Source organism: Shewanella sp. VB17, assembly GCF_013248905.1.
In the GTDB taxonomy this organism is placed as follows: Bacteria; Pseudomonadota; Gammaproteobacteria; order Enterobacterales; family Shewanellaceae; genus Shewanella.
The window spans coordinates 763,517-786,835 of the sequence record NZ_JABRVS010000001.1; the positions used below are offsets into that span (position 1 = coordinate 763,517).

21 protein-coding genes and 1 pseudogene are annotated in these 23,319 nt (G+C 42.2%); 5 read left to right on the forward strand and 17 right to left on the reverse strand.

The window, feature by feature from the left end; genetic code table 11:
* Positions 1 to 3: 3 nt before the first annotated feature.
* From HQQ94_RS03245 to HQQ94_RS03275, 7 genes are all read right to left on the reverse strand, one after another.
* Positions 4 to 366, reverse strand: coding sequence for a response regulator (locus HQQ94_RS03245; protein WP_173293069.1), 363 nt, complete (start codon positions 364 to 366; stop codon positions 4 to 6).
* Positions 363 to 662 (reverse strand): STAS domain-containing protein, encoded by a 300-nt coding sequence (locus tag HQQ94_RS03250; protein WP_173293070.1) that lies wholly within the window; start codon positions 660 to 662, stop codon positions 363 to 365. Before HQQ94_RS03250 ends, HQQ94_RS03245 begins: the two co-directional genes overlap by 4 nt.
* 215 nt (positions 663 to 877) lie before the next feature.
* On the reverse strand, positions 878 to 1,516 hold the full coding sequence (locus tag HQQ94_RS03255) for an SCO family protein (protein ID WP_173293071.1): 639 nt from the start codon (positions 1,514 to 1,516) through the stop codon (positions 878 to 880).
* A gap of 39 nt (positions 1,517 to 1,555) precedes the next feature.
* On the reverse strand, positions 1,556 to 2,473 hold the full coding sequence (gene cyoE / locus HQQ94_RS03260; RefSeq protein ID WP_217273986.1) for a heme o synthase: 918 nt from the start codon (positions 2,471 to 2,473) through the stop codon (positions 1,556 to 1,558).
* Positions 2,474 to 2,575: 102 nt separating this feature from the next.
* Positions 2,576 to 3,562, reverse strand: coding sequence for a heme A synthase (locus HQQ94_RS03265; protein ID WP_173293072.1), 987 nt, complete (start codon positions 3,560 to 3,562; stop codon positions 2,576 to 2,578).
* Positions 3,562 to 4,107, reverse strand: coding sequence for a hypothetical protein (locus tag HQQ94_RS03270; protein ID WP_173293073.1), 546 nt, complete (start codon positions 4,105 to 4,107; stop codon positions 3,562 to 3,564). The genes HQQ94_RS03265 and HQQ94_RS03270 overlap by 1 nt, the downstream gene beginning before the upstream one ends.
* A gap of 178 nt (positions 4,108 to 4,285) precedes the next feature.
* Positions 4,286 to 5,005, reverse strand: coding sequence for an SURF1 family protein (locus HQQ94_RS03275; RefSeq protein ID WP_309247230.1), 720 nt, complete (start codon positions 5,003 to 5,005; stop codon positions 4,286 to 4,288).
* A gap of 34 nt (positions 5,006 to 5,039) precedes the next feature.
* Between HQQ94_RS03275 and HQQ94_RS03280 the strand changes: the two genes are divergently transcribed.
* The gene (locus HQQ94_RS03280) at positions 5,040 to 5,258 is read left to right on the forward strand and encodes a DUF2909 family protein (RefSeq protein WP_173293075.1); all 219 of its coding nucleotides are present in this window, start codon (positions 5,040 to 5,042) and stop codon (positions 5,256 to 5,258) included.
* An 86-nt stretch (positions 5,259 to 5,344) separates the two neighbouring features.
* On the opposite strand, the gene HQQ94_RS03285 is transcribed toward HQQ94_RS03280, so the two are convergent.
* The 6 genes and pseudogenes from HQQ94_RS03285 to lexA form a co-directional block, all read right to left on the reverse strand.
* Positions 5,345 to 6,220 (reverse strand): cytochrome c oxidase subunit 3, encoded by an 876-nt coding sequence (locus HQQ94_RS03285; protein ID WP_173293076.1) that lies wholly within the window; start codon positions 6,218 to 6,220, stop codon positions 5,345 to 5,347.
* A complete protein-coding gene (locus HQQ94_RS03290; RefSeq protein ID WP_173293077.1) occupies positions 6,217 to 6,783 on the reverse strand; it encodes a cytochrome c oxidase assembly protein in 567 nt (188 codons plus the stop codon). Before HQQ94_RS03290 ends, HQQ94_RS03285 begins: the two co-directional genes overlap by 4 nt.
* 2 nt (positions 6,784 to 6,785) lie before the next feature.
* Positions 6,786 to 8,399: a cytochrome c oxidase subunit I gene (gene ctaD, locus HQQ94_RS03295; RefSeq protein WP_173293078.1), complete on the reverse strand. Its 1,614-nt coding sequence runs from the start codon at positions 8,397 to 8,399 to the stop codon at positions 6,786 to 6,788.
* An 18-nt stretch (positions 8,400 to 8,417) separates the two neighbouring features.
* A pseudogene (coxB, locus tag HQQ94_RS03300) lies at positions 8,418 to 9,530 on the reverse strand (cytochrome c oxidase subunit II); the annotation flags it as partial.
* 478 nt (positions 9,531 to 10,008) lie between these two features.
* Complete coding sequence (locus tag HQQ94_RS03305; RefSeq protein WP_173293080.1) at positions 10,009 to 10,521, reverse strand: cell division inhibitor SulA; 513 nt, start codon at positions 10,519 to 10,521, stop codon at positions 10,009 to 10,011.
* Positions 10,518 to 11,135 carry a transcriptional repressor LexA gene (lexA, locus tag HQQ94_RS03310; protein ID WP_173293081.1) on the reverse strand — a complete coding sequence of 206 codons (618 nt, stop codon included), beginning with the start codon at positions 11,133 to 11,135 and terminating at the stop codon, positions 10,518 to 10,520. Before lexA ends, HQQ94_RS03305 begins: the two co-directional genes overlap by 4 nt.
* Positions 11,136 to 11,361: 226 nt before the next feature.
* On the opposite strand from lexA, the gene plsB reads away from it, so the two are divergent.
* Both plsB and mtr read left to right on the forward strand, forming a co-directional pair.
* The gene (gene plsB / locus HQQ94_RS03315) at positions 11,362 to 13,785 is read left to right on the forward strand and encodes a glycerol-3-phosphate 1-O-acyltransferase PlsB (RefSeq protein ID WP_173293082.1); all 2,424 of its coding nucleotides are present in this window, start codon (positions 11,362 to 11,364) and stop codon (positions 13,783 to 13,785) included.
* Positions 13,786 to 13,860: 75 nt separating this feature from the next.
* On the forward strand, positions 13,861 to 15,120 hold the full coding sequence (mtr, locus tag HQQ94_RS03320) for a tryptophan permease (RefSeq protein ID WP_173293083.1): 1,260 nt from the start codon (positions 13,861 to 13,863) through the stop codon (positions 15,118 to 15,120).
* Positions 15,121 to 15,159: 39 nt separating this feature from the next.
* Here mtr and HQQ94_RS03325 read toward each other — a convergent pair whose 3' ends face one another.
* Positions 15,160 to 16,173 (reverse strand): AraC family transcriptional regulator, encoded by a 1,014-nt coding sequence (locus tag HQQ94_RS03325; protein WP_173293084.1) that lies wholly within the window; start codon positions 16,171 to 16,173, stop codon positions 15,160 to 15,162.
* 140 nt (positions 16,174 to 16,313) lie between these two features.
* Between HQQ94_RS03325 and HQQ94_RS03330 the strand changes: the two genes are divergently transcribed.
* Together HQQ94_RS03330 and HQQ94_RS03335 are read left to right on the forward strand one after the other, a co-directional pair.
* Entirely contained in the window at positions 16,314 to 16,673 is a 360-nt protein-coding gene (locus HQQ94_RS03330) for an MFS transporter (RefSeq protein ID WP_173293085.1), read from the forward strand.
* Positions 16,666 to 17,889: an HlyD family secretion protein gene (locus HQQ94_RS03335; protein WP_173293086.1), complete on the forward strand. Its 1,224-nt coding sequence runs from the start codon at positions 16,666 to 16,668 to the stop codon at positions 17,887 to 17,889. The genes HQQ94_RS03330 and HQQ94_RS03335 overlap by 8 nt, the downstream gene beginning before the upstream one ends.
* 58 nt (positions 17,890 to 17,947) lie before the next feature.
* Here HQQ94_RS03335 and HQQ94_RS03340 read toward each other — a convergent pair whose 3' ends face one another.
* The 3 genes from HQQ94_RS03340 to HQQ94_RS03350 all read right to left on the reverse strand — a co-directional run bounded on the left by HQQ94_RS03340 (position 17,948) and on the right by HQQ94_RS03350 (position 23,318).
* Positions 17,948 to 19,144 (reverse strand): GGDEF domain-containing protein, encoded by a 1,197-nt coding sequence (locus HQQ94_RS03340; RefSeq protein WP_173293087.1) that lies wholly within the window; start codon positions 19,142 to 19,144, stop codon positions 17,948 to 17,950.
* A gap of 258 nt (positions 19,145 to 19,402) precedes the next feature.
* Positions 19,403 to 19,816, reverse strand: a complete 414-nt coding sequence (locus HQQ94_RS03345) for a globin family protein (protein ID WP_173296491.1) — start codon at positions 19,814 to 19,816, stop codon at positions 19,403 to 19,405.
* A gap of 367 nt (positions 19,817 to 20,183) precedes the next feature.
* Positions 20,184 to 23,318 (reverse strand): efflux RND transporter permease subunit, encoded by a 3,135-nt coding sequence (locus HQQ94_RS03350; protein ID WP_173293088.1) that lies wholly within the window; start codon positions 23,316 to 23,318, stop codon positions 20,184 to 20,186.
* Between the last annotated feature and the right edge of the window lies 1 nt (position 23,319).

Here is a 23,319-nt window from a genome sequence, read left to right on the forward strand (position 1 = left end):
CACTCAACCTAATACCTTCCGTACTGTTGCAAGTAATTGCTCGGGGTTGAATGGTTTGACTATCCAGCCAGTAGCACCAGCTGAACGACCTTCCTGTTTTTTATCACCCCCTGATTCTGTAGTTAACATCAATAATGGAGTGAATTTGTAAGTGGGAAGTGTGCGCAAGTTACGAATTAACGTTAAGCCATCCATAACGGGCATATTTACATCGGAGATGACAAGATCAAATGTGCTTACTTTTGCCGCTTTTAGTGCTTCGCTACCATCGCAAGCCTCAGTGACATCAAATCCGGCCGTTTTTAATGTAAATCCGACCATTTGACGCATTGAAGCCGAGTCATCGACCGCCAGTATTTTTTTCATTTAGGATCCTCCTCAAGTGCATCCACTTGTATATGTGGGAGCGTGATCCCGAGTTCTCCCAGATTGGTTACAAGGTCTGTTTGACAATGTAACCAGTCGACTTTTAAGGAGCGGGAATCACATGTTTTGGAAAATAGGTAAAGCAACTGCGCACCAGCGGTATCTACTCTGGATAATTGGCTTGCATCGATATGAACGACTTCAACTTGGGTAAGTAGCTCAGAAAGCTGAGCAAATACGAGTTGAATATTCCTAATTGTTATTTCAGAATCCAATTTAATAGTTTGATCCGACATTTAATTTTCCTTTGGATTACTTTTCTCATCCATGCAAGATCAAAAGATAGTCGGCAAATAGAAGTATTTCCTCTTTTGAGATTAATTTTTTCGAACGCATTGAGTTAAGCGGCATGGATGAACGACATTATCTTTCTAATAATCGATTCTCACTGACTTGATAAGTCATGGGCTGTTTATCTTTCGAGCTTGAATGTTGTTCTATACTAATTGATTTAATATAAGTGGGTTATTTGCCGTATATCAGAGATTAAATCCGAGGTTAAAATTTGTGGTAAGGTGCCTGGTGTTGTTGATTTTGGTTTGATGATGGCAACCTTGTAACCCTCTGGGGAGATAAGTGCCATAGAAGCACTATGATCTAAGTGATAATCATCACCTTCCCCCACCATGACGTAAACAAAACCTAAATCGCGGGTGAGGGGAAATAGTTGTGCATGTTCACCTGTGATTGCTGTAAATTTTGGATTAAAAAAATCCATATAAGCAAGGAGTATATCTTGCGAGTCTCTTTGTGGATCAACAGATAGAAAAATAACTTGTAGATCAATATCTTTTAATAATGTTGGGTATATAGCTGTCAGCTTTCCCATGGTAGTAGGGCATACATCTGGGCATGAGGTATACCCGATAAAAAACAGGCTCCACTTATTGGCCAGTTGAGTGTTTGAAAAAGTGTTCCCGTGTTGGTCTTTTAACGTGAATTGGGGCAACTTTTTGGGCGTAGGAAAGAGAAAGCTGGTGGCCAGTTCAGGCTCCACTGTATTGGCCCAAAATCGAATAGCAGTCATAGCTCCAAGTCCGCATAAGATGAGTCCAAATGTGATAAAAAATGCTGACAGCCGTTTACTCATAACATTGTCCTACTATTTTTCAGTGAGGTGATGTTGCTATTACACCCAGAGGTAATGATCAACTAGAAGTACGATAAATAATAACATTAAGTGGTAGATGGAGAAGCGGAATACCTGCATTGCAAGGCCGGGTTTATCATCAAACTTTAGTTCCCAGGATTTGTAAAGAAACCCGCAACTAAGCAGAGTTGAGCCGAGTAAATACGTCGGTCCTGACATGCCGAAAATGACAGGTAAAAGGCATGCGATAGCGAGGAGTATGGTGTATAGCAAAATGCATGTTTTAGTAAACTCGGTACCATGAGTGACTGGAAGCATAGGAATATCTACTTTGGCATATTCAGCTTTTCTATGTATGGCTAAAGCCCAGAAGTGGGGGGGGGTCCAAGCGAAAATGATGATCACAAGTAATAGGGCGTTACCGTGAAACTCACCCGTTACCGCTGTCCAGCCTAGCAGTGGAGGCATAGCGCCGGCTAATCCTCCTACGACGATATTCTGTGGGGTTGCTCTTTTTAAGTAGGCGGTATAAACAACGGCATAGCCGAGTAAGCTAGCGAAGGTTAACCAGGCCGTTAATTCATTAACTAACGTGTAAAGTAGGCCAAAACCTATTACACCTAAAGAGACTGAAAAGACGAGTGCTTTTACAATTGATATCCGACCTTTAGGTAGGGGACGATTGTTAGTACGTGTCATTAACCCATCAATTCGGCGATCGATGAGATGATTAAAGGCTGCAGCTGCCCCTGCCATCATCCCGATGCCGATTAATCCTATCATTAAAGGCTGTAAAGGAACTGAGCCAGGGAGTGCAAGGCACATACCCACTAAAACGGTAAGTAACATAAGTACCACGACTTTAGGTTTTGTCATCTCGTAATAGGCACGCCATTGGAATGCTTGATTCGGAGTATCAATACCGACGGGTGATGAAATAGAAAATGGTTTTTCCATGGTTAATCCTCGCTTGCTCTGATGCCGTGTTGTTTGAGTTATATTGCGTAATTAACGGTTTATGACGTGTTTTTAGTCAGGGGTAAATACTTATTCATAAGGTTAATTACTTTTCTTCCATAGTACATAATTGATAAAAACTACATTTAGCAAGAGTAAAGCGGCTCCAGCATTATGAGAGACAGCGATCCCTAAAGGTAAATGAAGTACCACATTGCTGATCCCTAACGCGACTTGTAAGCATACGAGTGCAACTAAAAGTACAGCTGAACGTTTTAAGAGTGGTGATTGAGATTGCTGATACAGTTTGAAGGCTAATAAAAACAACATAACTGCAGTCACGATTGCCCAAAATCGATGAGTAACGTGTATTGTCATTCTTGATGCATAATCTAACACTCCAAATTCATAGCTGTCGTGGTCGCCTTGGAAAGGATTAAACGCTTGAATTAAATTAATATTTTTATACCAATCACCTTCACAAATAGGTAATGATGTGCAAGCCAGTGCAGCGTAATTAGAAGACGTCCAGCCACCAATAATAATTTGTAAAATTAATATCCCCAAGCAAGCCAAGGCGAAAGGAGCAAGTGCCCGAGTGAGTGTCTCTGCACTTGAGAGGAATAATGGTTTTGTTCTGAGGTAAAGAAGTAGCAGGAGTGAAATTAAAGTAAATCCGCCAATAAGATGTGACATGACGACGATGGGCATTAATTTCATGGTGACTGTCCACATGCCTAGCGCGGCTTGAAACACAATTAATACCGCAATAATGGCTGGCAGCTTTTTTGGAGCCTCATTCTTTTTAAGGCAAAGAATAAAAATCAATAAAACCAGCAAACCAAGGGCGCCAGCGATATATCTATGTATCATTTCCAGCCACGCTTTTTTGGGCTCGACTTCATGGCCAGGAAATAAATTTTGAACTTGGGTTAACTCATGAGCCTGGTTCGGCACTTTTAACATACCATAGCACCCAGGCCAGTCAGGGCAGCCAAGCCCTGCATCTGAAAGTCGAGTATAAGCACCCATTAATATGACACATAAGGTAAAAATGATAGTAATTTTGAGTAGAGAGGGGATTTGCATCAGCCAACCCTCGACAGTTTTAGCAGTTTTCTGAGATCGGCAATTAAGGCTTTTCCTTGTAAAACTTGATTATCACGGCCAGCTATTGATGGGTAGCGTATAATCAGGCTACCCAGCGGATCGACAATGACCATTTGTTGCTGATTAAGTATGTTGCTCATCGAACTATTTGCTTGAACTGTATCGAATGAGACGCCAGATAACGCGGAGGTATCGCTGTTTGCGTTAAGTAAAATGAGGGTGTGAACCCTGTCTTGTTCTCTGCCTAATGCAATATGACTTTGTTGTAGAATGTATAGGCGATCTTGGCATAGTTGATCGCAATGTTCAGGTAATAGATAAAGCAGTTGCCACTCTTTTGGTTTTGGATTTTCCATGGCTAGGGAGGCATAGCTGATACCGATGGAGAGCAATTCGCCCTTATTGGTAGCACCACCTTGGTACAAGTTCATGCTCAGCACTATTTTGGCTGCAACAACAGGTAAAATAAAGATTAATAACAACATGATAAGTGGTTTTGTGCCGCTCTTTTTGGGGGAGTTCATACTCTCTCCTCTAGTTAGATACCTCATATGGCATCTAAAAAAGCAATATCCATAGAGGCAATACTAATCTTGTTTCCCGAGACGGCTAGGAAACGACATTTTTATTAATTTCGATATAGAAAATGATCTATGACTTAACCTACTTTGTCTGGTTTCTATTGGCAATAGTCATTTAGGTTTATTGTTTTGTAATTGTTTCTAAATTGTTATTTTTAAGCCTGCCTTTGATGAAATAAATCATCAGTAGCGCATACACCAATGCCATAGAAAACCATTGAAAGGCGTAGCCAAGGTGTTTTTGAGCCGTAAAGGGAATCGGCTTCCAAGGATGAGGTAAATCAACTTCTAGAATCGATTCTGGTTGAAATACGGCAGGCGCAACAGAATGCTGCAATACATTCTCGATGTGAGTAATATTTAAATTCTGTATTCTTTTGGGCCACCCAGCTTCAGCCATGAGTGCTGAGCTCATAGGATTGGTCTGCTTTTGATATAAACGTCCGCTTAACGTCTGAATCTTACTGATATGTTGAAATGTAGGTAGCTGGCGCCTATCAGCACCTGCAGGAATAAATCCCAACTCGACCAATAACCAAGGTGTATTAGGTGCGATCTGTAAAATTTGAAGAGCAAGGTAGCCAATTTGACCATTAAAAATTTGATTATCCAATAGAAATATTTTTTCACCTATAGGATGTACTGTGGCATTGAACCGATAGCCTGTCAGTGATTCTGTTGAGGGAAAAGAGAGAAGTTGAGCAAAAGAGAGTGGGGCAGATGCTTGCCTGGCAATCAGTTGAGATTGGATGTTTTCTTTTAAGTCGGCACGAGATAATTGCCAGAAACCTAACTTGACCAAAAGAATAAATAGACTCACAGTAGCGATAATGAGTAGCACTCTTGTGCCGCCCAAACAGAGTCGAGGATTGTGAGTGAATACATTATTAGCGTTTAAATTGACTTTAGTATTATTACTGCTTTTCATTTTATTTAATCTTGCTCGAGCCTTATTTGTGTTGGTTAAAGGAGAAAGTAAAGTGCCCATGAGCCAATATCTTGGCCGTAGGGTTATCTTTTCTGTATTAGTGGTGATTTTGTTGTTATTGGCCTTGGCGACAGGGGTGATAACGCCTAATGTCAGGCCGTATTAACCTCATTACTAGCGCGATATGGTTTAACAATGTGATAGATCTTGATAGGCAAATGTGTCAATTGCCTATCAAGACTCTATTTATTACTACAGCACGTAGACAAAGATAAACAGGCATAACCACACGACATCGACAAAGTGCCAGTACCAGCTACCAGCTTGAAAAGCGAAATGTTTGTCCGCTGTAAAGTGCCCTTTGAGTATTCGCAGTAAGAGTACAATCAGAAAGACGGTTCCCAAGGTGACATGCATACCGTGAAAACCTGTTAGTAAGAAGAAAGTGTTACCATAAACACCAGAATCTAAGGTGAGCCCCATCTCTTGATAGGCATAGATATATTCTTCAGCTTGAAGGCCCAAAAAACAACAGCCTAGCAAGATAGTTATTCCCAACCATACCGCGATAGCCGAGCGTTTATTTTTTTCAAGGTTGACATGAGCCATGTGCAAGGTAATAGAGGATGTGAGCAGAATGAGGGTGTTATAAAGGGGTAATCCTGTCCATCCCATGGCTTGAGTTTTTGTACCATCAGGTGTGGTTATTAATGGCCATATCGCTTCGAAACTGGGCCAGAGCACCTCATGAGTCATAGCGTTATTAGAGGCGCCTCCGAGCCAAGGTACAGCAATCATTCTGGCATAAAGTAAAGCACCAAAAAAAGCGCCAAAGAACATGACTTCCGAGAAAATAAACCAACTCATTCCTTGTCTAAAAGACCGATCCATTTGCTGGGAGTAAAGTCCGCTCATCGATTCGGCGATGACGGTTCTGAACCAGCCAAAAACCATAAATATGATGACAGCTATCCCTGCCAATAATATATAACCGCCACTTCCCCCTTCTGTGTTCAGTTGCTGTACATAGCTTCCTGCACCAAATGCGATCAGAAATAATCCGACAGCGCCAATAATTGGCCAGGCACTTTGTGATGGGACATAATAATGTTCGTGCTTAGTTGTCATTTTGCTGCTCCTTGCTCTATAGCATCGACATATCCACGATCTGTGATGTTGTAGAGTGTATAAGAGAGAGTCAATGTTGATATGGATTCTGGTAAATCCGGATCCACAAAAAATATCAGTGGTAACTCTGCGCTGGCTTCAGCCATTAATCTTTGTTGATTAAAGCAAAAGCATTCAGTTTTATTGAAATAGGCTGCCCCCATACCGGGCGATACTGATGGAATAGCCTGACCCACAGTTTCGCTAGATGAGAGGTTTACAGCCTTAAAATTGGTTCTGATGAGTTCACCTGGATGAACTTGCATACGTTTCATTTCAGGCTCAAATTTCCAAGGCATATCGCTTTGTATTTGTGCCATAAACTCCACGGTAATAGTGCGGCTCTTATCTATGATCATCGATTTATAAATGCTTGCAGTGCTATTGGTCTTGCCATTTATACCCAGTTGGTCACAGAGCACGTCATAGAGCGGAACTAAGGCGAAGCCGAAACCGAACATACCAACAGAACCTGCTATTAGCATAGTGATCAGTTTTTTATTTGACTTAGCCTTATGATTCATGACTATTTAACCTCCGGTGGTGTACTGAAAGAATGGTATGGAGCTGGACTAGGTAGCGTCCATTCCAATCCTTCGGCGCCATCCCAAGGTTTAGCTGAGGCTTTTTCACCGCCACGGATACATTTGATTACCACATAGAGGAAAATAAACTGTGATAAACCGAAGGCGAATCCCCCGATAGACACAATTTGGTTCACATCTGCAAATTGCACCGCATAATCAGGAATACGTCTTGGCATCCCGGCTAATCCTAAGAAATGCATTGGGAAAAAGAGCACATTCACCGAAATAACTGAGCACCAAAAATGAATTTTGCCCCATTTTTCATCGTACATAAACCCAGTCCATTTTGGTAACCAATAGTAAGCGGCGGCCATAATAGAAAATATAGCACCGGTAACGAGTACATAGTGGAAATGCGCGACCACAAAATAGGTATCGTGATATTGGAAATCAGCCGGGGTGATGGCGAGCATCAGACCTGAAAAACCACCGATAGTAAAAAGAATGATAAAGGCGATAGCAAATAACATGGGGGTTTCAAATGTGAGAGACCCTCGCCACATCGTCGCCACCCAGTTAAATACTTTCACGCCAGTAGGCACGGCGATCAGCATGGTGCAGTACATAAAAAATAGTTCAGCAAACACAGGCATCCCCGTGGTGAACATATGATGTGCCCACACGAGAAAAGACAGTATCGCAATACTGGATGTCGCATATACCATGGAAGAGTAACCAAATAACTGCTTGCGACTAAAAGTGGGTACTATTGCTGATATGATACCGAACGAGGGTAAAATCATAATATAGACTTCAGGATGTCCGAAGAACCAGAAAATATGCTGAAACATCACAGGATCACCACCACCTGCAGCATCAAAGAAGCTAGTACCAAAATATTTATCTGTTAGTACCATGGTCACAGTCCCTGCGAGTACTGGCATCACTGCGATCAAGAGAAAAGCGGTGATAAGCCAGGTCCAAACAAACAGAGGTAGCTTCATCCAAGTCATGCCAGGTGCTCGCATGTTGACGATAGTCACCACCACGTTAATGGCTCCCATGATGGAACTGATCCCCATAATGTGTACTGCAAAGACAAATAATGCTGTGCTGTCAGGGCTATAAGTCGTGGATAATGGCGCGTAAAAAGTCCAACCAAAGTTAGGCCCACCACCTTCCATAAAGAGTGAGCTGAGCAAAATGGTAAAAGCAAAAGGTAAGATCCAAAAGCTCCAGTTGTTCATTCTGGGCAACGCCATATCTGGGGCGCCAATCATCATAGGAATAAGCCAGTTAGCTAATCCTGTGAAAGCAGGCATCACAGCACCAAAGACCATTATCAGCCCATGAACTGTCGTCATTTGGTTAAAGAAATTCGGCTCAATTAACTGTAAACCAGGCTGAAATAATTCAGCTCTGATCACCATAGCCATGGCACCACCAGTCAGGAACATAATAAAACTGAACCAAAGGTAGAGTGTACCTATGTCTTTATGGTTAGTGGTGAAAAGCCAGCGTTTAATGCCAGTAGGCAGTGGCTCATGATGGTGATCCGCTTGATTGAGCTCAGGATCCACATTTTCTGGTGCTTCGTGCGTTAAACTCGTCATAGCGTTCCCCTATTGGCCGTGCTGATTAACATCAGCAGCCTGAACCGTATCACCAGTGTTGTTATCCCAGGCGTTACGTTCATAAGTAATTACAGCTGCAATCTCTTGCGCTGTTAATTGTTTTGCGAAAGCTTGCATCGCCGTGCCTGTTTTACCATTAATGACTATTTCTAAGTGATCAGTTAACGGGCCGGTGGTTATTTTACTGGCTTTCATTGCAGGGAAAACGCCGGGTAAACCCATGCCGTTGGGTTGGTGGCAAGCGGCGCAGCGTGCCATATATACTTGCTCTCCTTGTGCCATGAGTTCCTCGATGCTTAAGGTTTGGCTTAAAGCGGCTTGGGCTTCTTTTGCGGCAGAATTGGCTTGATTTTTCTGTTCTGCTAACCAGATATCAAAATCTGCTTCAGAAACGGCTTCGACAACAATGGGCATGAATCCATGATCTTTACCACATAATTCAGCACATTGACCGCGATAAGTACCAGGTATGTCAATTCGGGTCCAAGCTTCATTAATAAACCCAGGATTGGCGTCTTTTTTAACGGCAAAAGCGGGTACCCACCAAGAGTGGATAACATCTTCGGAGGTCATTAAAAAACGGACTTTTTTATTGATGGGGAGCACTAATGGCTTATCAACTTCGAGGAGATAATTTTCACCTTTTATTTCAGTCCCTTCAATTTGGGTTCTTGGTGTTGAAAGTAGGCTATAAAATTCGATATCTTGGTCGAAATAGCTGTAGTGCCATTTCCATTGAGAACCGGTGATTTTGATGGTCAGATCGGCATCAGAAGGATCTTCCATTGCGATCAAGGTTTGAGTGGCAGGAATAGCCATTAAAATAAGAATGATGAAAGGCACAACAGTCCAAGCTATCTCGACTTTGGTACTTTCGTGAAAGTTGGCTGCAACAGCACCTTTGGATTTTCTGTGATTAATAATGGAATAGATCATCACACCAAAAACCAGGGCTCCGATCACGCAACAAATATATAAAATGATCATGTGCAGGCTATAAACCTTACCACTGATCTCTGTGACACCTTTGGTCATATTTAAGGGCATTTGTGATGCCACAACGGATGACGTAAACAGCAACGCCAAAAAGCAATACAGCGTTTTTTTCACTAGACTTCTCCTCTGTCAAAAAATAAGACAAAGAAGAGCCACACAGTAAGTCTCTGCTCTATGTAAACTCTTCAGTTCCCAAAAAAGCAACGATGACTTCAAAGCATGTTAGTGGTTTTACTTTTTATCGTGAAAGTAAGCAGTTTTATTAAATCACTGCCAGAATTACCCACATTCATACCTACGACTGAATATATCAGTTCCGATTTCTGCTAGGTAATACAATGCAGTTATATCACTGTGGATTGATTGACTTTGCAGACGACTAAATCGTTTGGATATAACAAATTATCGTTGTTATGCGACTAATTTACTTGGTGTTGCAATATTGATCAAGATTACTTTTTCGTATTTTAAAAATAAGTGATGATCCGTCTTTTAAATTTTATTACGTATGTATTTTTTGCATTGTTAAATAGGCCATTTATTCAAAATAAAGCCCCTGTTAGGGGCTTGAGTCAATCTCTTGGTTAATCTGCTAATGAACAGAGCAGAACCCCCTTTGTGGTATGGCAGTATTTAGCGTGTTGTTACGGTTATTTGCATATAAACTGGCATTGGTGTCTTCTATTACAATGCCTAAGGCTCGGGCGCTTTTAGCAACAATTTGAAGGCGGCGATTATCACGGGAATCTAAAGATTGAGTCCAGCATAATACGGCACTTGATGTGCCACTTGTTAGTGCTTTTTCCATTGCCCATAGTGTTTCGACTTCATCTTTGGCGTGGACCAATAGGACTCGATTCATGTTAAGGCCAGCGTCAGTTAACATTTTTTTGTAATCTATGTTTGGTGGATTGATCAATACTATCCATTGTCCTTGTTGGCTTAGCGTCGCGAGTTGAGCGCTGACTTTTTTGAGTTCGTTACGCCCTTGTGTGTGGGTCGTTATTGTTGTGACTGTGCTCGTTTGTAATTGTCTTGAGTGATTATTCTCATGTTCCAACCATAACCCTGGATGCCTAGGGCTATTACCTATGAGTGTATTCATTGCCAGTCACCGTTGCGAATAACGCCGACAGCTAATCCTTCAATACTGAGGCTTTGATTAGCCAAGTTGATGACTATGGGTGTGTAATCTTCATTTTCTGCGTGAAGATAAACAGTGTTGCCCTTTTTCTCAAAGCGTTTAACGGTGACATCATCTTCGACGCGAGCCACAATTATCTGACCATTTCGGGCCTGATCTGCTTTGTGGACAGCTAAAAGATCACCTTCAAGGATACCAATATTTTTCATACTATCGCCACGTACTCTCAAGAGAAAGTCGGCACTGGGATGGAACATGTTTGGATCAACTTTATAGCGCTGTTCTACATGTTCTTGAGCTAAAATAGGCTCTCCTGCTGCGACTTGTCCTATTAAGGGTAAGCCAGACTCTTCAGGTTCTTCGAGTTGAGTTAAGCGGATACCACGAGATGTGCCTGGGATAATTTCAATACAGCCTTTTTTAGCCAAGGCTTTTAGGTGCTCTTCTGCGGCGTTAGCACTTTTAAAACCTAAACGTGTGGCGATTTCCGCACGAGTTGGTGGCATACCTGTGTCAACAATATTGCACTTAATTAGTTCAAGGATTTCAGCTTGTCGTGGTGTCAATGGTCTCATGGTAAATCCTGTCTTTCTATACAGTAACTGTCAGTATATACAGTATTTCATGCAGTGCAAGTATTAACCAGTGTTAATCGTTTTTCTCTTCTTTATCGTTTGTTTTGTTTAACCCTTAGTCGATGGTGATAGATGATATTTGTCATTGAGCTGAGCTAATTTGGTGGATGTATCTATATCTGATACTCTATGTAGCCATTAAATTAAAATACATTGTATAAGAATAATGTCCAAACAAGATTCCCTTTGGTTTAAATCATTACGCTGGCTTCAAAATAAGTTAGTGCAGACGATTGTTGTACCGCAAGAACCGTTCAAGGACCTTAATTTAGATCCCGAGAGGCCCCTTGTTTATGTGATGAAAACTGAGTCTCTCAGTGATATTGCCGCCCTGAGTGAAATAACAGAAGGATTAGGCTTACCGAGCCCTTACGATCCGCTGGAGGTCGGCGGGGAATTAAGTCCTAGGGTGGTTTGTTTAGAAGCTGCCAAACCACTTATGGGCCAACGGAAAAGTAACGAATTCTTTCTTAGTAGTTTTATGAATTTGTTAAAGGCCCATAAAAGAAGTCCAGATCTTGATGTTCAACTTGTGCCAGTCAGTCTTTATTGGGGCAGAACGCCAGGTAAAGAAGATGACACGATGAAAGCTGCTGTCTTGGAGCGTGAAAACCCCACTTGGTTGCGAAAGTGTTTGATGATTTTGTTCTTGGGTCGACATAACTTTGTGCAATTTTCTAACTCTGTTTCAATTCGTAATATGGCAGATGAACACGGTACTGACAAACGTATTGCGCAAAAATTAGCGCGTGTAGCACGAGTGCATTTTAGTCGACAGCGTAAAGTGATGACAGGACCTGTTTTACCCAAAAGACAAGCTCTTTTTCATGCATTAGTCAGTTCTGAAACGCTGCAGAAAGCCATTCAAGAAGAGGTGGTAAGTAAGAAAATTTCTGAAGTTGAGGCCAGAGCCAAAGCGATGGAATATTTAGATGAAATCGCGGCGGATTACTCAGATAGTCTTGTGCGTATCACCGAACGTTTTTTAACCTGGCTATGGAATAAGCTCTATAAAGGCATCAATATTAAAGGTGCAGAGCAGATCAGGCAGTTACACCATGATGGTCATGAGATTATTTATGTCCCTTGCCATCGAAGTCATATGGATTATCTACTGCTTTCTTATATTCTTTATTACCAAGGTATGGTGCCTCCGCATATTGCTGCCGGTATCAACCTTAATTTTTGGCCTGCTGGGCCCATGTTCCGTCGAGGTGGTGCTTTTTTTATTCGCCGAAGTTTTAAAGGAAATAAATTATACACTGCCGTTTTTCGTGAATATTTGGATCAATTATTTACTAAAGGCTATTCAGTTGAATATTTCACTGAAGGTGGCCGCTCGAGAACTGGACGCCTGTTAGCACCTAAAACAGGGATGCTCGCCATGACGCTAAATAGCGTGCTGCGGGGGATGAAACGTCCGGTGACACTTGTCCCTGTTTATCTTGGTTATGATCATGTGATGGAAGTGGCGACTTACCACAAAGAATTAAGTGGCAAGAAGAAAAAGAAAGAATCGGTTTGGCAATTTTTCGGTGCGTTACGCAAGTTAGGTAACTTTGGTCAAGGGTATGTAAATTTTGGCAAGCCCATTACTTTACATACTTTTTTAAATGAACAAGCGCCTAATTGGCGAGAGGAAATTGCTAATGATCCTGAGCAGAAACCAACCTGGTTAACGCCTGCCGTCAATATACTCGCCAATCAAGTGATGACGAATATTAATGATGCGGCAGCGGTGAGCTCTGTGACCTTAACCAGCTTAGTGTTGTTAGCATCTGAACAGAATGCGCTTGAGAGATCTCAACTTGAAAAGCAGCTAGACCTTTACCTGAAATTACTTAAAGACTTGCCTTATACCTCATATACGTCTGTTGTTGAAGGCGATGGTAAGCAATTAGTGGTACAGGGGTTAGAGCTTAATAAACTACGATTGGACAGTGATTCATTGGGCGATATTATTTCTATTGATGAAAGTATCGCTGTTGCGATGACCTATTATCGTAATAACATTATTCATCTGATGATCATTCCTTCCCTTGTGGCTAGCTGCTTGACACAACATGAGCGCAGCACCAGAGCTGAAATTATAGATGTCATTGCTGACTTTTATCCTTTGCTTCAGGCCGAATTGTTTATGGGGGTGAGTGATACCGCTAAGTTGGTTGAGGAAATACTTGATCTATTTATTGAGCAGGAACTTATCACTGAAAATGAAGTATTTAGTGTCGTAGAACAGAGAGTTAATCAGTTGTTACTGCTTGCTGGTACTGTGAGTGAGACATTGCAGCGTTACGCTATTATTTTTAATCTTTTAGCTGACTTTCCTGAAATGGAACGTTCTGATCTTGAACGTGAAAGCCATCGATTAGCGAAAAGACTAGGTGCTTTACACGATATAACCGCACCTGAATTCTATGATAAGAATCTGTATAGGACACTTAGTGTGAAGTTAAAAGATCTTGGTTACTTATCAGGCAGTGGCAGTAAGGTCGATGTACAAAGGATCAGAGCGCGCGCTAATGGCTTACTGAGATCTTCAGTAAGGCAAACGATTGTTGATAGCGTGGCATCGGAGAGAACAGCCTAATGTGTTGTAACATTCAGGCAGTTAATATTATTGGCAATGACTGGCCATTATTCAGATTTTAAGACGTAGGATTATATGGCAAATTATATGAATGCAGCTAAAGATAAAGCTGCAGGTAAGTCGGTGCTCGGTGGAGCGATGATCATTGCAGGAACGGCGGTCGGTGCCGGGATGTTCTCGCTACCGGTGGTAGGGGCTGGAATGTGGTTCGCTTACTCACTTGTTATGCTACTGGCTGTTTGGTTTTGTATGCTGGTTTCGGGCTTATTACTGCTTGAGACTAACCTTCATTTCGAATCAGGAGTTAGTTTTGATACGTTAACGCATCAGACTCTTGGTAACTTTTGGCGGATAGTCAATGGTTCATCTATCGCATTTGTGCTCTATATTCTTGCTTATGCTTACATCAGTGGTGGCGGATCGATTGTCAACCATAGCTTAGAGACTGCAGGTATAGAGCTGCCACAAAGTGTTGCAGGTTTAGTCTTTGCACTCGGCTTGGCGTTTATTGTGTTTATTAGTACGAAGGCTGTCGATAGAATCACGACAATTATGCTTGGTGGTATGGTCATTACCTTCTTCCTTGCGGTGGGCAACTTGCTGATTGATGTTGATACAGTTAAGTTATTAACCCCCGATGGTGAAGATACCTATTTACCTTATTTGTTGGCAGCGCTGCCTTTTGGACTGGTGAGTTTTGGTTATCATGGTAACGTGCCTAGTTTAGTTAAATATTATGGTAAAGAAGATTCTTGTACCATTATCAAGGCCATCGTGATTGGAACCTTACTTGCCTTCGTTATTTATGTGTGTTGGCTAGTGGCGACGATGGGCAATATTGCGCGTAGTGATTTTGTGAGTATTATCGCTCAAGGTGGTAATATGGGCGTGTTAGTGAGTGCTTTATCTGATGTGATGACAGATGATTGGCTGACGAGTATGCTCACTATTTTTGCTAACCTAGCTGTTGCTTCTTCTTTTTTAGGTGTGACCTTAGGTTTGTTCGATTACCTTGCTGATCTCTTTGGTTTTGATGAATCACGTTTAGGACGTTTAAAAACGGCGACTGTGACCTTTTTACCTCCAACAATTTTAGGGCTACTTTTTCCAAATGGTTTTTTGATAGCGATTGGTTTTGCCGCTCTGGCTGCCACGGTTTGGACAGCCATTGTTCCTGCAATGATGGCCTATAAAGTGAGGAAGCTATTTCCAAATGCAACAAGCTTTAAAGTACCCGGTGGTAATGTGGTGATAGTTATTGTCCTCTTGTTTGGTCTTGTTACTGGTGCATGTCATTTGTTAGCTATGGCAGATTTACTTCCAGTATACGGTTAATATAACATTCTAATGAATGCCTTCTTTCACGGAGGCTTTTTATCGAGATGGTTTGATCAGTTTGTCTCGATACTGCTGTGGAGTGCATTTTCGAAGCCGTTTAAAAGCGCGACTAAAACTGTGATGGTTTGCATAGCCAAGCAGCTTAGCTATCTCTACTATTTCCTTGCCATCTAACATATATTCAATCGCTTGATTACTAAGAATATAATTACACATACTAGAGAAAGTAAATCCTTGTCTCTGTAAGTGTCGTTGTAATTTTTGCTCTGAAATACCAATCAGTTGTGCTATCCCCTTAACGGTCGGCAGGTTGTAAAAACGAGAGTAGTTTATCATTTCGAATAATATTTTAGGGGCGTCATGTGGTTGAGGCATGTTGAGGTATTTTTCAAATTGAGATCTTGGCATCGTAATTGTGGCATTGAACGTTTTTTCTTGGACGATTGTTTGAATCATGTGGTCGACATCGAACCATATTTCAGTTTGTGGCGCATTCCAAATGACAGAGCAACCAAACAGATCTGACACCTGTTGATGACCGATGGCTGAACCACTGATATGGACCCTAATTGGCTGGTATTCATTGCCTAGAAAGTGGCGCAGAGTATTAAGTAACATGATAGCGACTCTAAGTGAATCATGGCTTTTTTGGTGTGTAAACAGGAAGGGATTTTTATAACACCATTTCATTATTTTTGCTGACTGACTTACATAATAGCTCGCACCAGAATGCAGGCTGACAATACCATAGTTTATTTTGCGTATGGTCATGGCTAAATTAGGCGTGGCAAGTGGATCTATGCCATTAATTCCTAATAGATCGAAATTAAGATACTGATTAAGTTTGACCATGTAGCAAGGACATTGACTTATGTCAGCAAGTTGAGTTAACCATTGGCCGACTTGACTGAACGGGATAAGTGCCATTGGTTCCTGAATCAGGGCATCTGGGATGTGAAGTTCTCGGTAACTGATGCCGAAGACATGTTCCATTCCATCAAATAAAGGCTTTAAATAACAGACGCGAATAAATGAGGTGTTAAATATCATGGCGGATGTCTGATCTTGGATAGGTAAAGGCTTATTTAATCATAATGGGTTCAAAATTGATATGATTAGACCTTTTGTCTTGCCCCATTTTTGATGCAGGTCAGACTGTATTTTTGATATTCATTTAAAGGCTGTTTTGTATGAGTTTATTCGGAATGCCGTTTGTCGGTACAGGTGCCGACACAGCCCTTCATGTTATAGCATTTGTCGGTATGGTTGGGACAATTTGTGCTATTGCGGTGGGTTTTTGGAAAATTCATGAACTTCCTATCAATAAAGCTCATGAAAAAGAACACAGCCAGGTAGGGTTAATTACCGTGCTTACCTGGATTGGATTTGTTTGGCATTGGGTGTGGGTATTGGCTGTTTTTGTTGCGTTTGTCGATGGTGAAAAAGCATTAACAAAAGTGAGAGATATTTGGCATGAAACTCCTACCGATGTCGAGTTGCAGACGGTGAATGAGCAGCCATTAGAGAAAGAGGTATCGAACCATGCTTGAAGGATTAGCGGTTTGGTCGTTGTTTATTTACTTACTTCGCTTCGCAGGCATGCCATGGAACAAGTTTTCCAAAGCTTTTGCTTATATAGGCGGTGGTAGCTGGCTCCTATTTGTCTGGGTAGGTTTACTTAATTATACGCCCATGGATCTTTCTGGGGGATCATTAGTGCAGTCACCCCATATTCAGCTACGTCCTGAGTCGACTCAAATTCAAGGTGCTGTTAAGCGTATTTATGTTAAACCTAACCAGCGGGTTGAGAAAGGTCAGTTAGTGTATGAGTTGGATGATGAGCCTTACCTCATATCGTTAAATAAGGCCAAAGTTGATGTAAGATCGGCGCGTGTCGCATTAAAGCTAGCGAATGAAGATGTGCTGTTTATGGTAAAGCAATATCAGAGTGTGCTAGCTGATACTAAGATAACTCATAGCCAAGTATTAGCGGCGCAGAAAGATTTGAGTTGGAAAGAGAAAACACTGGCTCGTTATATTGAGCAAAATAAGGGTGTCCCAAATACGATAACTCAAAGTCAGTTAGATGAGCAGGAAACCGTGATAGTGTTAGCTAAATCTCAGCTTAATAGTTATCTTTCAAGTGTTGAAAAGGCTAAGCTTGAAGAGCACAAAGCTAATCTTGATATCGATAAGTCTCACCTTGTCGTTGAGAGTCGGCAGTCAGATTTAGAGAGAGAAATTGAAAATTTAGCAATGGCTCAATGGGAATTAGATAGCACTAAAATATATGCCCCAACAGAAGGTTACTTGACTAATTTCATCATGAGGGAGGGCCAGTTTGTGGGGCGCATACCTCGAATTCAAATGTACACAGATGAAAAATACGTCTTGATGCGAGTCAATCATCAGGCGATACGCCACGTAAAAGTAGGCCAAAGTGCCGAGTTTGCTTCTGCTGTTTACCCGGGTAAAGTATTTCGTGCTCATGTTGAAGGAATTATCGAGGCCACAGGAGAGGCGCAAGGAAGTTTATTCGCCAAAGATGACAATGTACGTCAAACAACTGGGCAGAATATGAGTAATAAACACCACTTTGTTCGCTTGCAGCTGGAAGAGTCTGGAGACTATGATTTGCCTGTTGGTGCAGTGGGTTTAGCTTGGATATCCACTGATAAACCTACCGCTTTATTAGGTTTTTTAGATGTAGTTCGTGGCATTATTATTCGAATGAAATCGCAAATTTACTATTTTTATTCTCTGTAGCTTGCTTAGCCCAATTTTAGTAAACATAGAATTGGGCTAAGATTGATGTTTAATGGCATTAGACACAGATTTGATTGCGGCCTTTTTTCTTTGCTCGGTAGAGAGCTAAGTCAGCTCGCTTCATGGTTTGATCGAAAGCTTCATTGCTTTGATGATCAGCAACCCCAATTGAAATAGTAACGTTAACGGTTTTTTTGTGACTTTTTCCTTGCGCTGTACTGCGCTGTTTCTTGGTTTGTTTTTTACGTTTCTCATCGCGGATCGTAATGCTGTAATTCTCAATATTTGTAAGCACTTCTTCGAGGTGGATCAGAATTGATGAAGTGTCTTTACGAGAAAATACGATGGTGAATTCCTCCCCCCCATAACGAAATGCTTTACCACCTCCAGCTACCTCAGCAATTTTACTGGCGACCAGTTTCAGGACTTGATCGCCGACATCATGGCCATAGGTGTCATTAAATTTCTTAAAGTGATCAATATCTAACATGGCAACACAGTATTTTCGACTTAAAGAAAGTACCAATGTATAGAGCGCTCGACGGGACGCGAGGCCAGTTAATTCATCACGGTAAGCCAAAAAATAGGAATCTGTGAGTACGGTTAATAAGTAAATGACCGCCAGTACAGAGGTTGAGACTGCAATAGGGAGTGGGTTTGGCAATAAAAAATGTATTGTCCATAATGCTAAGGTAATGACGATAGCGGTACTGGCCAGATTAGATAGCCAAATCCCACGTAAGCAAACTAATAAAGCACATAGGGTGAGAGGGATTAATATACGGATCTCCATGGTAATAAAGTCTGGGAGATCGATATCGAATTTCACCTTGGAGTGTGCGTTGGCCCAGAGCCAGCCAAAAGCAGCGGTGAAGCTAAGTATGATCCCTAGTATTCGTACCAAGCTGTGAAGAGATAGTAACCCTCTGTCTTTAATGAAAGCGAACCAAGTTATGGTGAATGTGCCACCAAGTAAGATGATCTCTGAATATTGTTGTAGATTTTTTATGGCAAATCTGGGGTCGGTAGTAAGTAGATAGTAAGCCAGTAGTAAAGTGGCAAGATAGGCTAAGCGACTTCTATTAAACTGTGTTGTGATCACTATCCCAATTGGAAGTAGCCAATAGGGAAGTGATTCAATAATCTCTTGCCAGGCTGGAAAGCGTGATTGAGAGAGCTGAATAATGACTAGTGATAAACCAGTGGCGAACAAAGGGAGTAAAAAATAACGGCATCTGTGGTAAAAAGCAGACAAAATAAACCTCAATAATGAATTTAGTTAAACGCTTAACTCTGCGATAGCAGAATCGTAAAATGGCTCAAAACTTGATATCAAATTGTGATAGAAGCTGAGAGTGATACCCAGATGTTAAGATCTTAAGTATTTAGCGGGCATGTGGTCATTAATTTCGCGTTATATAGTGAGCTGGGTATAAATAGCCTAGATTTATAAGGCGACCTATCTCTCTCTTTATAAAGTTAGCACCAACCTTTTGCTTGATTCGTGAGCAGGTTAGCCCTGAATTTCAGCCTTCATGGTGTTAGCGACTATATGTATAACGACGATCCATGCTTGCCGCACCTCTTCGGTATACTCTTTGCCTAAGCCCGTTTTTAATGTGTAGAGTAGGGCGTTTCCCACTGGGGTAAAGTGGCTTTTTTTGACACCATAGCCGTTGTGTCTTTGAGCCAACTGTTTTAGAACTGGCACTAAAGCATCAAGATCTTCTAATCCCTGTACTGCGGCTTTTAGCATGGCGATGAGTTTGCGACCTTGAACTTTTATATCATTTTTAAAAAGTGGCCTCAGGGAAGGATCTATTTTAAATAGAGAGTCATAAAAAATATCTGCTGCTTGCTCTGCGATTGGTTCAACTAAGCTAAATGAGTGCTGAACAAGTTGGATTTGTTTTTGTGTCAGTGGCAGTGGCATGATCTTTCCTCAGATCAATGCTCAATCACACTGAAATTCTAGTGATGGATTGATTGGCTTGAAAGTGGCTAGGCTTATAGCGTTAAATTAATTGCAAGGTTAAGTCTCTTACTATCATATTCAGCATAGACATAAAAAATAATAAACGCACTAAAATACACATGTTTATGCTGTTAAGGGTTGGTTGATGAAAGTGAGTAAATACCTCAATGGTTAGCCGAAGATTTGCCCTTTTAGGGGGATGACCGAAGAATGCAGTGAATTCCCTGCACATTAGATGTTGTATTTTGCTGTGGATGATGGTGATAAAACACCTGCCGACATAAGCAGGCGTTTTATCTTACAGCAACGTGGATGAGCCTTATGCCGTATTGAGTTTGCGTGAGTAAATCAGCAGGTATAAAGCAGGCAATACAAATAGAGAAAGTAGCGGGGCGGTGACCATACCACCAATCATAGGTGCCGCTATTTTCTGCATCACATCATTACCGGAACCTGAGCCCCACATAATCGGCAATAGTCCAAAAAAGATAGTTGCTACTGTCATGGCTTTAGGGCGAATTCGCATCACAGCGCCTTCTATTAAGGCCTCTGTTAGATCGGTTGTGGATCGATAACTTCCGGTTTCTTTTCTATGCTTAATGGCATTATTAAGATAGACCAACATGACGACACCAAATTCGGCGGCAACACCGGCAAGGGCTATCATGCCGACTGCGACCGCAACAGACATGTTGAAGTTTAAGGCGTAGAGTAACCAGGCGCTGCCAACTAATGCGAAAGGCAGACTTAGCATGATGATACCTGCTTGCAGTGTAGAGCCGAACGTGAGCATCAATAAGATAAATATCACCCCTAGGGCCATCGGGATCACCTTCTGTAATTTAGCGTCCACTCGTTGCATATATTCATATTGGCCCGCAAAAGCGTAACTGTATCTTGGCGGGATCAGGAGTTCGCTATCAAGTGCGATTTTCGCCTGTTCGATATACTCACCGATAGAAGTGCCTTCTATATCGACAAAGACCCAAGAGATAAGACGACCATTTTCACTTTTAAGCATGGGGGGGCCGTCGGTGATTTCGATGTCAGCGAGGTTGCGAAGCGGCAGGTAATGCCCTGTTTTGGTGATCACAGGTAGCTCTCTGAGCTTCTCGATATTATCTCTTAATTCTCGTGGGTAGCGTAGATTAATTGGGTAGCGCTCGGCGCCTTGAATCGACTCACCGATATCCATGCCGCCGATGGCATAACGGACCACGTCTTGAATATCCGTTAGGGTCATGTCGTAGCGAGAGGCCACATCGAGTTTTGGTGTGATGTCGATATATCGCCCACCTCCAACACGTTCTGCATAGACAGATTTTGTGTTGGTTAGCTTACTCAAAATGGCTTCAATATCGGTGCCTATGGCTTGTAATTCGTCGACATCAGCACCTGTTATCTTGATCCCAACTGGGGTTTTAATGCCCGTTGATAACATATCAATTCGTGTTTTAATCGGTTGCACCCACGCATTGGTCAGCCCTGGTATTTTAACCGTTTGTTGCAGTTGTTCTATGATATCGTTGAGTGCAAAGTCTTCACGCCATTGATCACGTGGTTTGAGCATGATGGTGGTTTCCAGCATGGTCAGCGGCGCAGGATCGGTTGCGGTTTCTGCGCGGCCCACCTTACCAAATACCCGTTTGACTTCCGGTACTGTTTTTATCAGGCGGTCGGTTTGTTGTAAAATTTCTGCGGCTTTACTGGCGCTGATCCCTGGTAATGCCGTGGGCATATAGAGCAGATCTCCTTCCTCGAGCTCTGGCATGAACTCACTGCCCATATTGCTTAATGGATACCAAGCGCTCATCAGGGCAATGAGTGCAACAACTAAGGTCATTTTAGGGAACCTTAATACCATAGTTAGAGATGGTTTATACATAGCAATCAATACTCTGTTAATGGGATTACTGGTTTCTTTGGGGATTTTTCCTCTGATGAAAAAGCCCATCAGAATAGGCACCAAGGTAATGGAAAGAACCGCTGCTGCAGCCATTGCAAAGGTTTTGGTATAGGCCAGAGGACTAAATAAGCGTCCCTCTTGTGCTTCAAGCGAGAACACTGGCACAAAGCTGAGCGTGATGATCACCAGCGAGAAGAACAGCGCAGGCCCGACTTCTATTGATGCTTCGGAAACGATTTTCCAGTGCTCGATATTATTAGGTGAACGTTGATGTTTTTCCTCGAAATGTTCCAAATGTTTATGCATATTCTCGATCATGACGATAGCACCATCGACCACAGCGCCAATGGCAATAGCAATGCCGCCTAAGCTCATAATGTTGGCATTAACGCCCATCTTATTCATCACGATAAAGGCGATGAGTATAGCCAAAGGTAAGGTGATGATAGCCACTAAGGTTGAGCGGGCATGCAGCAAGAATAATAAACAGACTACACCGACGACAAACATCTCTTCGATCACCTTGTGGAATAGGTTTTCTACTGAGCTTTCGATTAGTTGTGAGCGATCGTAGGTCGGGATAATTTCGACTCCTTCAGGTAAACCGGATGTCAATTGTTCCAGTTTGTCTTTAACTGCTTCTATGGTTGCGAGTGCATTTTCGCCATATCGCATGACGATAATGCCGCCGACGACTTCACCTTCACCATCAAGCTCGGCAATACCACGGCGAGAAGCGGGCCCTTTACGGACGGTTGCCACATCCTTGAGCAGCAGTCCGGTGCCTGACGGGCTAGTGATCCCCAAAGGGATCTCACGGAAGTCATCTAAGGTTTGTCGGTAGCCTTTGGCCCGAACCATATATTCGGCTTCTGCCATCTCGATAACAGACCCTCCAGCTTCGGTGTTTGATTTGGCGATAGCGTCTTTGATTGAGGCGATATCAAGTTGATAAATAGCTAACTTATCGGGTTCTATCACTATTTGATAGGTCTGCTCCATGCCTCCTACAGTGGCGACTTCGGAGACGCCAGCGACACTTTGCAGTTCAAGTTTTAGGTACCAATCTTGTAAGCTTTTAAGTTGTGATAAATCTAAGTTGCCTGAACGATCGACTAAGGCATACTCAAAAATCCAACCGACGCCAGAAGCATCAGGCCCGAGAGAGGGCTGAATACCTTGAGGCAAGCGGCTGCTCACTTGATTTAGATATTCCAATACCCGAGAACGTGCCCAGTAAATGTCAGTGCCATCTTCGAAGATGACATACACATAAGAGTCACCGAAGAAGGAGTAGCCACGTACCGTTTTAGCACCTGGAACCGACAGCATGGCTGTCGACAGTGGATAAGTCACTTGCTCCTCCACTAGCTTAGGCGCTTGGCCTGGAAAAGGAGTCTTGATGATCACTTGTACATCGGAAAGATCCGGTAGGGCATCGAGTGGAGTATTTCTTAATTCTTGCACGCCCCAAACCGTGAGCATGATGGTGATAATGAGCACCATGAATCTTTGTTTAATAGAAGCTTCAATTATTTTCTTTAACATG

Excerpts from the sequence above, each read along its gene's own strand:
- HQQ94_RS03305 (WP_173293080.1), bottom strand. The coding sequence starts at position 10,521 with ATGAATACACTCATAGGTAATAGCCCTAGGCATCCAGGGTTATGGTTG.
- HQQ94_RS03285 (WP_173293076.1), bottom strand. The coding sequence starts at position 6,220 with ATGACAACTAAGCACGAACATTATTATGTCCCATCACAAAGTGCCTGG.
- mtr (WP_173293083.1), top strand. The coding sequence starts at position 13,861 with ATGGCAAATTATATGAATGCAGCTAAAGATAAAGCTGCAGGTAAGTCG.
- HQQ94_RS03350 (WP_173293088.1), bottom strand. The coding sequence starts at position 23,318 with ATGTTAAAGAAAATAATTGAAGCTTCTATTAAACAAAGATTCATGGTG.
- HQQ94_RS03335 (WP_173293086.1), top strand. The coding sequence starts at position 16,666 with ATGCTTGAAGGATTAGCGGTTTGGTCGTTGTTTATTTACTTACTTCGC.
- HQQ94_RS03265 (WP_173293072.1), bottom strand. The coding sequence starts at position 3,562 with ATGCAAATCCCCTCTCTACTCAAAATTACTATCATTTTTACCTTATGT.
- HQQ94_RS03330 (WP_173293085.1), top strand. The coding sequence starts at position 16,314 with ATGAGTTTATTCGGAATGCCGTTTGTCGGTACAGGTGCCGACACAGCC.
- cyoE (WP_217273986.1), bottom strand. The coding sequence starts at position 2,473 with ATGGAAAAACCATTTTCTATTTCATCACCCGTCGGTATTGATACTCCG.
- plsB (WP_173293082.1), top strand. The coding sequence starts at position 11,362 with ATGTCCAAACAAGATTCCCTTTGGTTTAAATCATTACGCTGGCTTCAA.
- lexA (WP_173293081.1), bottom strand. The coding sequence starts at position 11,135 with ATGAGACCATTGACACCACGACAAGCTGAAATCCTTGAACTAATTAAG.
- HQQ94_RS03250 (WP_173293070.1), bottom strand. The coding sequence starts at position 662 with ATGTCGGATCAAACTATTAAATTGGATTCTGAAATAACAATTAGGAAT.
- ctaD (WP_173293078.1), bottom strand. The coding sequence starts at position 8,399 with ATGACGAGTTTAACGCACGAAGCACCAGAAAATGTGGATCCTGAGCTC.
- HQQ94_RS03270 (WP_173293073.1), bottom strand. The coding sequence starts at position 4,107 with ATGAACTCCCCCAAAAAGAGCGGCACAAAACCACTTATCATGTTGTTA.
- HQQ94_RS03290 (WP_173293077.1), bottom strand. The coding sequence starts at position 6,783 with ATGAATCATAAGGCTAAGTCAAATAAAAAACTGATCACTATGCTAATA.
- HQQ94_RS03245 (WP_173293069.1), bottom strand. The coding sequence starts at position 366 with ATGAAAAAAATACTGGCGGTCGATGACTCGGCTTCAATGCGTCAAATG.
- HQQ94_RS03255 (WP_173293071.1), bottom strand. The coding sequence starts at position 1,516 with ATGAGTAAACGGCTGTCAGCATTTTTTATCACATTTGGACTCATCTTA.
- HQQ94_RS03325 (WP_173293084.1), bottom strand. The coding sequence starts at position 16,173 with ATGATATTTAACACCTCATTTATTCGCGTCTGTTATTTAAAGCCTTTA.